14 protein-coding genes are annotated in these 11838 nt (G+C 64.7%); 7 read left to right on the plus strand and 7 right to left on the minus strand.

The window, feature by feature from the left end; all coding sequences use genetic code 11:
- Positions 1-213 precede the first annotated feature (213 nt).
- Positions 214-819, plus strand: a complete 606-nt coding sequence (locus B1C78_RS12080) for a histidine phosphatase family protein (RefSeq protein ID WP_077279424.1) — start codon at positions 214-216, stop codon at positions 817-819.
- A gap of 46 nt (positions 820-865) precedes the next feature.
- Here B1C78_RS12080 and B1C78_RS12085 read toward each other — a convergent pair whose 3' ends face one another.
- Positions 866-2272 (minus strand): GGDEF domain-containing protein, encoded by a 1407-nt coding sequence (locus B1C78_RS12085; protein ID WP_245795415.1) that lies wholly within the window; start codon positions 2270-2272, stop codon positions 866-868.
- A gap of 150 nt (positions 2273-2422) precedes the next feature.
- Between B1C78_RS12085 and B1C78_RS12090 the strand changes: the two genes are divergently transcribed.
- Both B1C78_RS12090 and ybaK read left to right on the plus strand, forming a co-directional pair.
- Positions 2423-3112: a ceramidase domain-containing protein gene (locus B1C78_RS12090; RefSeq protein WP_245795416.1), complete on the plus strand. Its 690-nt coding sequence runs from the start codon at positions 2423-2425 to the stop codon at positions 3110-3112.
- Positions 3109-3582 (plus strand): Cys-tRNA(Pro) deacylase, encoded by a 474-nt coding sequence (gene ybaK, locus B1C78_RS12095; protein ID WP_217698034.1) that lies wholly within the window; start codon positions 3109-3111, stop codon positions 3580-3582. Before B1C78_RS12090 ends, ybaK begins: the two co-directional genes overlap by 4 nt.
- Before the next feature lie 135 nt (positions 3583-3717).
- Here ybaK and B1C78_RS12100 read toward each other — a convergent pair whose 3' ends face one another.
- Positions 3718-4446 (minus strand): hypothetical protein, encoded by a 729-nt coding sequence (locus B1C78_RS12100; RefSeq protein WP_077279425.1) that lies wholly within the window; start codon positions 4444-4446, stop codon positions 3718-3720.
- A 183-nt stretch (positions 4447-4629) separates the two neighbouring features.
- On the opposite strand from B1C78_RS12100, the gene B1C78_RS12105 reads away from it, so the two are divergent.
- Complete coding sequence (locus B1C78_RS12105) at positions 4630-5508, plus strand: tetratricopeptide repeat protein (protein ID WP_077279426.1); 879 nt, start codon at positions 4630-4632, stop codon at positions 5506-5508.
- A gap of 15 nt (positions 5509-5523) precedes the next feature.
- Here the strand turns inward: B1C78_RS12105 and B1C78_RS12110 are convergent, their stop codons facing one another.
- Positions 5524-5730, minus strand: coding sequence for a hypothetical protein (locus B1C78_RS12110; RefSeq protein ID WP_077279427.1), 207 nt, complete (start codon positions 5728-5730; stop codon positions 5524-5526).
- 281 nt (positions 5731-6011) lie between these two features.
- On the opposite strand from B1C78_RS12110, the gene B1C78_RS12115 reads away from it, so the two are divergent.
- The 3 genes from B1C78_RS12115 (at position 6012) to B1C78_RS12125 (ending at position 7112) form a co-directional block, all read left to right on the plus strand.
- Positions 6012-6527, plus strand: coding sequence for a DsbC family protein (locus tag B1C78_RS12115; RefSeq protein WP_077279428.1), 516 nt, complete (start codon positions 6012-6014; stop codon positions 6525-6527).
- Positions 6528-6582: 55 nt separating this feature from the next.
- A complete protein-coding gene (locus B1C78_RS12120) occupies positions 6583-6792 on the plus strand; it encodes a DUF3185 family protein (RefSeq protein WP_077279429.1) in 210 nt (69 codons plus the stop codon).
- A gap of 134 nt (positions 6793-6926) precedes the next feature.
- Complete coding sequence (locus B1C78_RS12125) at positions 6927-7112, plus strand: PLDc N-terminal domain-containing protein (protein ID WP_077279430.1); 186 nt, start codon at positions 6927-6929, stop codon at positions 7110-7112.
- 225 nt (positions 7113-7337) lie between these two features.
- Here the strand turns inward: B1C78_RS12125 and B1C78_RS12130 are convergent, their stop codons facing one another.
- From B1C78_RS12130 to B1C78_RS12145, 4 genes are all read right to left on the minus strand, one after another.
- The gene (locus B1C78_RS12130; RefSeq protein WP_077279431.1) at positions 7338-7769 is read right to left on the minus strand and encodes a hypothetical protein; all 432 of its coding nucleotides are present in this window, start codon (positions 7767-7769) and stop codon (positions 7338-7340) included.
- A gap of 272 nt (positions 7770-8041) precedes the next feature.
- Positions 8042-9400: a sigma 54-interacting transcriptional regulator gene (locus B1C78_RS12135; RefSeq protein ID WP_077279432.1), complete on the minus strand. Its 1359-nt coding sequence runs from the start codon at positions 9398-9400 to the stop codon at positions 8042-8044.
- Positions 9397-9960 carry a hypothetical protein gene (locus B1C78_RS12140; protein WP_139349918.1) on the minus strand — a complete coding sequence of 188 codons (564 nt, stop codon included), beginning with the start codon at positions 9958-9960 and terminating at the stop codon, positions 9397-9399. The genes B1C78_RS12135 and B1C78_RS12140 overlap by 4 nt, the downstream gene beginning before the upstream one ends.
- Positions 9957-11453 (minus strand): sensor histidine kinase, encoded by a 1497-nt coding sequence (locus B1C78_RS12145; RefSeq protein WP_077279434.1) that lies wholly within the window; start codon positions 11451-11453, stop codon positions 9957-9959. The genes B1C78_RS12140 and B1C78_RS12145 overlap by 4 nt, the downstream gene beginning before the upstream one ends.
- Between the last annotated feature and the right edge of the window lie 385 nt (positions 11454-11838).

Here is an 11838-nt window from a genome sequence, read left to right on the forward strand (position 1 = left end):
GTCAGTGGTCAGTGGTCAAATGAGGGTAATCGGGGAGGCTCTGGTTGGAAAGTGGGAGCAGGAGGCCCGCCTCCGGGCCGAAGCAATGTTAATCAGGCCCCGGCTGTTCGCGGGGGGACGCCGCGCCTACTGTGCGGCAGGTGCACCGTGAAGGCGCGCAGATCGGCGAAAGCAGCAGAAGGGTGATGAGCTATGCGGGTTAAGGCATTGAGAATGTTCTGGCTCTGCATGGTGTTGGTTGCCCTGTCCGCATGGACGACCGCGGCCCAGGCGGACACGCTGGAACGGGACGCCCTGCTGGAGTCACTGCGCGATGGCGGGCTGGTGATCTACTGGCGTCACGCCATCACCGATCGCAGCCAACGCGACCGGGATTTCAGCGATATGACGCGTTGTGAGCTGCAACGCAACCTGTCCGAGGCCGGGCGGGCACAGGCAAGGGCGATGGGCGAGGCCCTGATCGCCCTCGGTGTACCCCTGGGTGAAGTCATCTCCAGCCCGTTCTGCCGCAACATCGACACGGCGGAGCTGGCCTTCGGCCGCTACCGGATCGAGGAAGACCTGTTCAACTGGCCGCCCGCACCGCCAGGCCGGAAACCGCAACTGATCAGCGCACTTCGGGAGATGCTCGCCACGCCACCGCCGGATCCTGACACCAATACGGTATTGGTGGGTCACAACCTCAATATCCGGCAGGCCGCGGACGTGCGCCTGGAAGAGGGCGACATGGGTATCTTCCAACCCCTGGGGGATGACGGATTCCGCCATCTGGGCAACCTGACGGACCGTGACCTGGAAACACTGCTGAGACAGCGCTGATACGGACATTGCACAAAAGCGGCCGTTGGGACACAGACGCCCGGGTTCAGGCCCTGATCGCTTCCCCGGTGGACATCGACACCACGCAGTCACGGCCGGCTGCCTTGGCCTCGTAGAGGGCCTTGTCCACCTGCTCCAGCAGCACCTCCGCGCTGTCCACGCCCTGTGCCGGCACGGAACCCGCACCGAGGCTCACGGTGACGCGAGCCGGGCCCTCGTCGCGCAGATCCATGGAGGCCACCGCCGCGCGCACCCGTTCGGCAATGGCCTCCACTTCCGGCTGGGCCGCACCAGGCAGAATGATGAGAAATTCCTCACCTCCGAAACGCACCAGCACATCCCCGTCGCGCAACACGTGTTCCGCCGTGCGGGCCGTCTGCACCAGGATGCGATCCCCCGCCAGGTGTCCCCAGTTGTCATTGACCGGCTTGAAATGGTCAATGTCGAACATGATCACACCCAGGGGCTGGCCGTTTCGCACAGCGCGGGCAAACTCCTCCGTCAGCCGCTCCATGCCCATGCGTCGGTTGTAGCATCCCGTCAGGGAATCCATGGCCGCGATGCGGCCCAGGCGCTCGTGACTCAGGGCATTCTGCAGGGCAAGCTTGAGGCTCTGGCGGAAGAAATCAAGCAGGCGGAAGACCTCGGGGGTGAACGAGCTCAGCGAGGCGAGTACCAGCATGCCCATGCCGCCCTTCTTGCCTTCCAGGGGCAACAGCAACATCTCCCTGGGGAAGACTTCCGGGCCGTCCGTGAGCAACACGCCCGACGGCGACTCCACCTGGCGGGTCTTGAGATCCTCGAGTGCATGGCGCACGTCGCTGCGCCCTACGAGGCCGTCGGGATCATCCAGGCCATAGGAAGCAGCGCACTCCAGCCTGCCCTCGCGCACCACCAGCAGGGCCCCGGCCAGCGCCCCCGTACGGGCCAGCATCACACCCAGGGCCTCGCGACAAAGCGGTGCCAGGTCGAGCTGCGAGGCCAGTGTGTTGGAGAAGGTGCGCACCGACTCCTCGATACGCCGGGCGCTCACCAGCACGTCGATCAGCCGGTTGTAGGATTCCGCCGCGCGGCCCAGTTCATCCTGGGAGTCCACCGGCACATGGAAGCGTTCCGCGGCACCGGTATGCGCCACCCCGGGGCCCTCCTCATCGACCATGGCCTGACGAAAGCGCTGCATGCCCTCGGAGAGCATCTTCACGCGGGGCCTGACCACGCGGCAGGTCACCAGAAAGTTGAAAACCCCCACCAGCAGGCCGGCAGACAGGCAGGCGGCGTAGAAGGGCGGCGAGAAGGCCAGCTCGGTGGGAACCCCCAGCAGGACCACGAACGGCGGGAACACGATGCCCGCAAAGAGGCCCAGCCCCACCATCCACAGGATGAGCTCCACGAACAGCCGTCGGCGCGCGGGTCGGTTGGTACGCACCGGTCTGTGGGGCTGTTGCCCGGACACATCGACTCCCTCGTATCACTGATTGCGCCCCATGATAAGCCTACGGGTTCGCAAAATCGCCCAAAAACCCGCTCGAAACCGGTTTTTTCTTGACCGGTGGCAACCCGGAACTCCGCGTGTCCCCACCGCACCATACCGGGGTTTCCTGCCATGTTTCCCGGTACACTCCCGGCCATGGATCTGCCCACCTACTGCGAACGGGCTTCGGACGGGCTACTGGCCGAACCCCTGAACGCCGTAACCAATGCGGCCTTCCTGGCGGCCGCCTGGCTGGCCTGGCGGCGCTGGCGGGCCCAGCCCGGGGCCTCATGGCGGCATCAGGCCGACATTGGCCTGCTCATCGCCCTGTTGGCCTTGATCGGCATCGGCAGCCTGCTCTGGCATACCGTGTCCCGGCCCTGGGCGTTCTGGCTGGACGCGCTGCCCATTACGTTCTTCATCCATGTCTTCCTGTTCAGCTTCCTGTGGCGACTGGCCCGCCTGGGCTGGCCCGCCATCATCGCGGTGTTCGTCGCCTACGAGGCACTGACCTTCCTGGTGCTGTACCTAACGCCGGCCGGGGCCCTCAATGATTCGGCGGGCTACCTGCCGGTGGTCCTGTTCCTGTGGCTGATGGGCGCCGGACTGCGGCTTCGGGATCACCCGCTTTGGCGCGATTACCTGGGTTTCGGCGCGCTGTTCGCCGTGTCCCTCGGCTTCCGGATCGCGGACCCGCTGCTGTGCGACCTGGTACCGGTCGGCACCCACTTCCTGTGGCACGTGCTCAATGGCTGGCTGCTGTATCTCCTGCTGGCCGGGCTGATCCGTCACGGCATTCCGGACAGGAGTGCCTCCTCGTGACGCCCGCGGTCATGGCGCTGCAAAGAGCCGGCATCCGGCACACCCTCCATGCCTATGAACATGACCCGGGGACCGACTCCTACGGTCTGGAGGCGGCCCAGGCGCTGAGGGTGCCCGGCGAGCGGGTCTTCAAGACCCTGGTGGCCAGGGATGACAGTGAGGGTCTGCTGGTGGCGCTCGTGCCGGTCACCGCCCAGCTGGATCTCAAGCGCCTCGCCGCGGCCCACGGAAGCAAGCGCTTGGCCATGGCATCGCCCGCGGATGCCCAGCGGGCCACGGGCTACGTGGTCGGCGGCATCAGCCCGTTGGGTCAGAAGCGCCGCCTGCCCCTATGGCTGGACCGTTCGGCCCTGGATCACGTCACGGTGTACGTCAGCGCGGGGCGCAGAGGCCTGGAGATCGAGCTCGCACCCCGGGATCTCCTTGACCTGACCGGTGGACGCACAGCAGACATCGCGCGAGTCGGGTAGCCCGCGTATCTCACCTGCCGGACATCGTCTGGCACGCAACATACTGAAAATACAAGAAACATTCCATGGAATGGCTGTGAACCTCATTATTTAAGATTGCTTCCGCCGCTCTCCTGCTGCGATGCGCTATGCAGGCTACTCAGCCAGTTCCACGCGCAGGCGCCCATCCTCAACCCGCAGATCGGCGACCCCGTCGGAGAACACCCGCCAGAATCCCGGTTCCGCCCCGTAAAGGGCCACCAGGTCCTGCCCCTTCAGCCCGCCGAGCCAGGCTTCCGGCAATGGCACCCCCATGACGCTCACCCCCCGCAAAACCACCTCTGGCCTGCCCGCCTCGTGGCGCAGCCCCAGGCCGGCATTCACGCGCACCGGCCGCCCGGCGAGAAACGGAAAGTCCGGGGGCACGGTCACCAGCATCGTGGCCGAGACCAGGTCATCGGACAGGTGCAGCGCCAGCCGGCCGGCCAGGTCCGGGTGGCCCGCGATGAGCCCGTTGAGTTCGCGCTCCGTGAAGTAGAGGACGCGCGCAGCGGGATCCTCGCTGTAGAGTTCCGGAATGAGCGGTTCCCCGGGCGCATCCGGATCCACCAGCGGTTCAACCCGGGCCTGGGGGTCAACGATGGGACTGCGTGTGCCCGGCGTGGGCGGCTCGGCGGTTCCTTGCAGTGCATCGAGCTTCCCTTCCAGCGTGCGCCGCTCGACGTCACTCAGGACCACCGGCTCCAGCGGCGCCGGCTGCAACCAGGCGCGCGTCACCCACACGCTGACCAGCGCCGTGACCAGCACCGCCAGCCCCAGCAAGACCGCGACCTGCGCCCCTCCGAAGCACTTCGGGTGGCGGGATGGATTGACGTCGTCGGGCATCTAGGCTCTTGAAGTGGGAAGTGGGAAGTGGGAAGTAGGAAGTGCGAAGCCCACACGGGTCGTGCCATCAATGTAGCACCCCCGCTTCCCACTTCCCAATTCGCCCTTCCCAACTCCCAATTCCCACTTCGTACTTCCAACCTGTCATTGGCCTGTCACATTCCCGCCTTAAGCTTCCGGGGCATGAAATACCGGCCTGCCGTCCCCCTGCTCATCCTGTGCCTGGCCCTCCTGGCGCCCATGCACGTCCATGCCGAAGCGCCCGCCGCCTGGAGCACGGAGGCGTCTGCGGGGCTGTCCGCGCATGCGCTGGAGGAGACGGCCCGGGCACATCTGGACCGGGAGATCCCGGATCTGGAACAGGCCGCGCTCTGGCTGCACGCCGCCGCCGAGGCCGGCTCGGGCAGCGCCATGGCGCACCTGGCTTACTTCTACCAGCAGGGGTACGGCGTTGCGCGGCAGGGTGATCGGGCAGTCTACTGGTACGAGCGGGCGGTGGCCGCGGGGGAACTGCAGCACACCCTGAGCCTGGGCTGGGCATACCTTCGGGGCGAACCCGTCGCGAGGGACCGTGAGCGGGCCGAGGACTGGTTCCGCCAAGGCATCGAGGCCGGTTTCCACCCGGCCCGAATTGCCCTGGCCTCGGTGCTGATCGCCGATGCCCTGGGCGGCCTGTCCCCCGAACGCGCCCTTGAGGCCGAAGAGCTTCTCATCAACGCCCTGCCCCGGGAACCGGTGCTGGCCAGCTACTTCCTGGCCCGGCTGTACCTGGAAGGCATCGGACATGTACCCCACGACCCGGCGCGCGGCCTGCATTTTACGCGCCTGGGTGCCGAGCGGGGTGATGTCCGGCTTCAGGGCTGGCTGGGCCGGATGTATGCCAACGGCGAGGGCCTCGAGCCCGATCTTTCGGAAGCCGTGAAGTGGGCCAACCTGTCGGCCGCGGGCGGAGACCCCTACGGCAAACGCCTGCGGCTGCAACTGGAGGCAGGCCTGTCGCCCGAGGTGGTGGAGGAAGGCCGGCGACGCGCCGTGGAATGGGCCATCCGCGACGACGGCTGACCCTGCGCCCGCCGCTCAGCGACGCGACTCGTAGAGGAAATACAGGCCCAGCCCCACGAACACGGCGCCCACCAGCAGGGCGCCCACACCCGTCATGGACTGCCCCTCGCTGACCGTGAGCCGGCTGAGCCAGATCTCCCCGCTGAACAGCACGTAGCCACCCACGGCCACCAGCACCAGCCCCACAAGCACCAGCCCGGTATCGGTGCGCCGGCGCTTCATGCGCCCCTCCGCCACCCGGACTGGCGACATTCGCCATACGCGAATCCCGTGTTAAGCTCTGGGGCGTTCATTAAGCCTCTATTCAGCTGGAAGAAATACACTTTTCGCAACGTCTCAACTCTTGTCATCATCCCGCTGTCGACAAAGTAACGGGAACCTCGGTCGGTCAATACGGCCACACAGGAGAGGATATCGCAAGCGCCGGCCCTGCCGTGGCCGGCAGCCGTACGCTGACCGGGACGGACCGCGGGCACGCTTCATCGGATCACAGGAGACAGTCAATGGTCAAAAGCATCGCCATGCCACTGCTGATTTGCCTGGGGGCCCTCTGGTTCAGTGCCGCTCAGGCAGCCGACCCAGACCTGGCCCGGCAGGTCGAAGAGATCCCGGAATCGGACCTGATCATCTACAGCCCCGGCGAACCTCGCTACCATGCGACGGTCTTCACCGACGTGAACTGCCCGTTCTGTCGCCGTCTGCACACCGAGATGGACGATTACCTCCTGTTCGATATCGAAATCCGCTACGCGGCCTTCCCCTCTATCGACAACGCCCTGGAACAGATGCATGCCGTCTGGTGCAGCGACGACCGCAAGGACGCCATCACCCGGGCAAAACAGGGGAACACCATAGAGAACCCGGACAACTGCCAGAGCAGTGCCGTGGACGATCAGCTGGACATCGCTCTCAGGAACCGGTTCATGGGGACACCGGCCATCGTCACCCCGAAGGGCCGTGTGCTGTACGGCCATGTCAGCGCCGAAGATCTGGCCGATGCGCTGGAACAGGAGCGCTGATGTCATTCCCGGGCACTATACTTGGGAAACGCAATCGGAGTGGAGGCACTGCCTGATGCACTGGACCCGAATCCTGGGTATCGCCCTGCTGGTCGGCGGCGGGATCCTGCTATGGATGGGCTTCTCGGCCACCGAGACAGTCGGCGAGGAACTGCGCCAGACTGTCACCGGCCAATATTCCGACACCACGACCGCTTACCTGGTGGGCGGCGGCGTGGCTGCAGCGGTAGGTATTGTACTGTTGCTGTTTGGCGCCCGCCGCTGAACACCGCTTTCCCGGATCACCCGCGGTCACAAGACGCACCGCCGGGCTGACGACCCTGAGGCCGTCAGGGGGAGCATGCGTACAATTACAGGGTCCCCAGAGGGTGCGCCCCGTCAATCTCCAAGGAGAAGAAAATGGGCATCGAGGTCACCGGCCTGTTGGGCCTGATCCTGCTGATCCTCAACATCTGGGCCATCGTGTCCACCATTTCCAGCAGAGCCGGCGTCGGCCCCAAGGTACTGTGGATCGTCCTGATCCTGATCCTCCCCCTGATCGGCTTCATCCTCTGGCTCCTGCTCGGCCCCAAGGCGGCGCGCTGAGGATTCCTCGGCTTTCTTTAACCACGAAGCTCACGAAGAGCACGAAGAAATCCAAAAGGCATTTCTCTCGCGAAGCCGCAAAGCCCGCCAAGAACCCCCAAGGAATATCTTTTTGATAAGGCCTTAAGGTCTTCTTTGCGTTCTTCGCGGCTTTGCGAGAGAAAATTATTCTTTCTTCGTGTCCTTCGTGAGCTTCGTGGTTAAACCAACTCTGAGATCAGCAGATCAGATATTCCACTGCTCGCCGCAGCGGCGGCAGACGACGCGGATCCAGCCGGCGGCCTGATCGTCCTCTGGCTCGTCGTCGTCGGCGGGGGTTTCGCCGTGCATCTTCACGTCGAACGAACCGTAGACGCCGCACTTGGGGCAGTTGGCACGATCAGCCCGGCGCTGGGCGCGCTGCATACGCACCAGATAATGGGTCCAGCCGAACATCACCAGGAGGGCCCCTAACCCCATCGTGCCGTAGCGCCGCACCCACTCCCACCACGCCTGCGGATCGCTGAAGGCCTCGAACCCCACTCCGATCACCACCACGCCCAGAATGCAGGTGATCAGGTGCAGGTGGGCCCGCATCAGCGTGCGCGAGTGCCAGCGGATGAATCCGATCTGGCGGATCTCCTGTGCCACCTGGTCGGTGCTGTCGTTGTTCGCCATGATTGGCCCCGGTGTCCCCGTGTCTCACAGGTTTTCTATAGCCGACCTTCCGCCACTGTGCACGCTTTGGGTGGAACGAACTGACTGTCTAACCACGAAGAAAAACAATTTTCTCTCGCGAAGCCGCAAAGCCCGCCAAGAACCCCAAAGGGATCTCTTTTTAATAAGGCTTTAAGGTTTCTTGGCGGGCTTCGCGGCTTTGCGAGAGAAATGCTCTTGAAGTTCTGCGTGAGCTTCGTGGTTAGAAAACGCCCATGCCTGAAGCGACCCAGTCACGACGCGCGGAACATTTCCGGCTCGAGGTGATGGCGCTTGAGCAGCTTGTAGAACTCGGTGCGGTTGCGACCGGCGAGGCGCGCGGCGCTGCTCACGTTGCCGCCGGTGATCTGCAGGAGTTCTTCCAGGTAATCGCGCTCGAAGCGGTCACGGGCCTCGGCCAACGGCAGTACGCCGCTGGGATCCGAGCGCAGCGCCCGCTGCACCAGGCTCGCGGGTACGATTTCCGTGGTGCTAAGCGCCGCAGCCTGTTCCACCACGTTCTGCAGTTGGCGGACGTTACCCGGCCAGGACGCCGCCATCAGTGTTTCCATGGCATCGGGCGCGAAGCCCTCGATACGCCGACCGTTGCGTTCATTGATCTCTGTCAGAAAATGGCGCACCAGCAACGGGATGTCGTCCCGACGTTCGCGAAGCGGCGGCAGGTCCAGGCGCACCACGTTGAGACGATAGTACAGGTCGGCGCGGAAACTGCCGGCCTCGACGGCCTCCTCCAGATCCCTGTGGGTTGCCGAGACCACGCGCACGTTCACGGGCACCGAACGGTTGGCGCCCACCGGGCGTATCTCACCTTCCTGCAGCACCCTCAGCAGCTTGGCCTGAAACGCCAGCGGCATGTCACCCACCTCGTCCATGAACAGGGTGCCGCCGTCGGCGGACTCGAACAGCCCCTTGCGGCTCTGGGTGGCGCCGGTGAACGAACCCTTGCTGTGTCCGAACAGTTCCGACTCCAGAAGGGTCTCGGGAATGGCGCTGCAATTGACGGGCACGAACGGACCGGCGGCGCGCCGGCTCGCCCGGTGCAGGGCCCGTGCGAGCAGTTCCTTGCCTGTGCCGCTTTCGCTCTGGATGAGCACGTTGGTTTCGCTGTCCGCCACCAGTCGCGCCTGGCGCAGGGCCTCCTCCATAATCGCACTGCGGCTGATGATACCGGCACGCCAGTCGCCGTCCTCCGCCCGTTTGCCGGAATCCCGCCCCAATCCGCCCAGGCGCAAAGCACGATCGACATAGTCGAGTAGCTCCTGACTGTCGAAGGGCTTGGTCAGGTAGCCGAATACACCGCGACGCGTGGCCTCCACGGCATCGGGGATGGTGCCGTGGGCGGTGAGAATGATGATGGGCAGGGCCGGGTGATCCTTGTGCACGGCGTCGAACAACGCCATGCCATCGATGCCGTCCATGCGCAGATCCGTGATCACCAGGTGCGGCTGAAACTGGGGCAGGGTCGCAAGGGCCTGCTCTCCGCTGCCCACGGCCTTCACCTCGTAGCCTGCGGCGGCGAGCCGCATGGACAGGAGGCGCAGAAGCCCCTCGTCATCATCTACAAGCAGTACGCGTGCACATTCGTTGTTCATGGCGGACTGTTCAGTTCGGTTTCGGGTGCCCTTGAGCGATCCCGGATCTGTTGTTCGATAGCCTTCAGTTCGTCCAGTTGACGCTGCAGTGCATCGCGCTCCGTGCGGGCTCCGGTCAGGCTCGATCGCAAGGCCTGGCGGGCAAGGATCTGGTCACGCAACAGGCTGGCCAGAAGCTTTTCACCATCGGGAGTCATATCCCGGGAAAGGTGTGCCTCCAGGGATTCCAGGGCCTGCTTCTCGTGATCACTGTCGTCCAGCGCCAGGTGCAGCAGCGCGTTGCGCAGCGGTTCGTTGCCGGGAGCCGCCAGCGCATCCCGCAGCGCCTGCTCTCCCTGCTGCGACAAGGCCGCCACCTCAGCCATGAGTTCCCCCAGATGATGCATGTGACGAGCGCCGGGCACACAATGAGTGACCGCGGGATAGGCCGCTTGCACCGATGCCCCCTCCGGACAGGACTCCAGGCCGTCGCGGGACTCGTCGGTGAGGGCACAGCCCGCCAGCCATCCGGACGTGAGGATCGCCATGCCCGACAACGCCATGGAGCGGGCGAGGCTCATGTGCCCTCCCGCAGTTCGTCATCGGAACGAGACTCGGGAGGCGCCACCCAGTCCCGCGGCAACAGCAGCCGAAGGCGCGCGCCCCACTCGGCATCCAGGACCTCCAGGTGTCCGTCCAGGGCCTTGGCGTATTCGCGGGCGATGGCGAGCCCCATGCCGCTGCCGCGCACATGCGCGCGCTGCCCGCTGGGACGTGCCTCGCCCTGGTAGAACACGTCGAAGACGCGCTCCCGTTCCACCCCTGGAATGCCGGGGCCCTGATCGTGGACCTCCACGAAAACCTGCTCCCCAGATTGACCGGTACTGATCTTCACGCAGGACTGCTCCGCCGTAAACTTGATCGCATTGGACAAGAGATTATCCAGAATAACCCGGATCTTTTCCCGGTCGGAGTTCACTCTCTCGCCACTCAGGTTCAGTTCGATCCGCACGTCCTTGCCGCGCGCCGCCAGCTTGTGCTGTTCGGCCAGTTCGGTGATGACGGCATCCAGGTCGATGGGCCGGGACTCGATGACCGGCAGCGCCGTGTTGGCGACACTGAAGCTGATCAGATCCTCGATCAGATGCTGCAGCTGCACACTGTTGTCACGCACGATCTCCACGATCTCGCCCTGCTGCCTGTTCAGATCCCCCACCACACGGTCGGTGAGGAGCTCGGTGCCTTCGCGGATATTGGTCAGCGGCGTCTTGAGTTCGTGGGAGATATGGCGCAGGAACGTCACCTTCTGCTGCTCCAGTTCCACCAGTCGCCGCCTGAGCCAGTCAAGGCGCTCGCCCAGCTCCACCAGGTCATGGGGTCCGGTAATGCGAATGGCGTTATCGAACCGCCCGGAACCCAGGGTGTGAATGGAGCGGTTGATCTGGCGCAACGGCCGAACGATGAGTACAGTGAACACCACCACCAGCACCAGCACGGCGGGAATCAGGGCAGAGGCCTGCCAGAGCAGCTCCTGCCGCACTTCGTTGGCCTGCGCCTGCATGGCCTCCACCTCCCGGGAAACGGCGCGGGTACTCTCCTGAAACACCCCCCGCGCAAGATCGTTGAAAGCGGCGAAGTCCTCCAGCACTGCGCGCAGCTCGTCACTTCCCGGCACGCTTTCGTTGAGCGCCCTGAAAGCGTCGGCCTCACGGCGCTCCAGCAGTCGTAGCTGTTCCCAGACAGGGGTACCCAATTCCAGGCGATACATGCGACCGAGCGCCTCTTCGAGACTTTCGCGCCGCGTCGCATAAGCGTCCAGCAGGGCCGAATCACCCAGCACGTGATACTGACGCGCATGGCGCTCGAGAGATGTGACATCCTCCATGATCGTTCGGCTGGCCTGGATCGCCTGCACCGCGTCCAGGACCGCCTGCTGACCCTGATGGGTCAGACGGTCCACGGAAATCAGGGCCGTCGCGAGGGCATAGGCAAGGGGCAGCGTCACCAGGGAAAAACCCAGAAGGATCAGCTGAAGGATGGTGAGCGAACGATAGAAAGAGAGCGGCGCGGCCACGATCCGCGCACTTATAACAAGGGCCCGGGCGGGGGTCAAACGAGGTGCAAGCGCTCTTCCCATGCGTGTTTCGCACTTCAATCAACCGGGACGGATGCTCCGCCTTGTTAAACGCGGGACCGAAAAGGCGCCCGGCCCGTCACCGGTCATGCGGACCGGATCTGGGCACGGGCGTTCCTGGGAGAAACCTGATCGCCCGATGCGCACGGGACACTCCGTCAGCTCTGGGCGCACCGGAGCGAACTAATGGCGATCAGCTGATGCGGGCACCGGGTCGATCGGTGTCCTCGTCTTTCTCGTCGTTTTCATCGTGCCAACCGCTCAGCTGCAGACCGGACATACCGCGCTGCTGACGGTCCTGATCCTCTTCATCCTTTTCCTCCTC

Origin of the sequence: Thioalkalivibrio denitrificans (genome assembly GCF_002000365.1) — a bacterium.
Taxonomy (GTDB): domain Bacteria; phylum Pseudomonadota; class Gammaproteobacteria; order Ectothiorhodospirales; family Ectothiorhodospiraceae; genus Thioalkalivibrio_A; species Thioalkalivibrio_A denitrificans.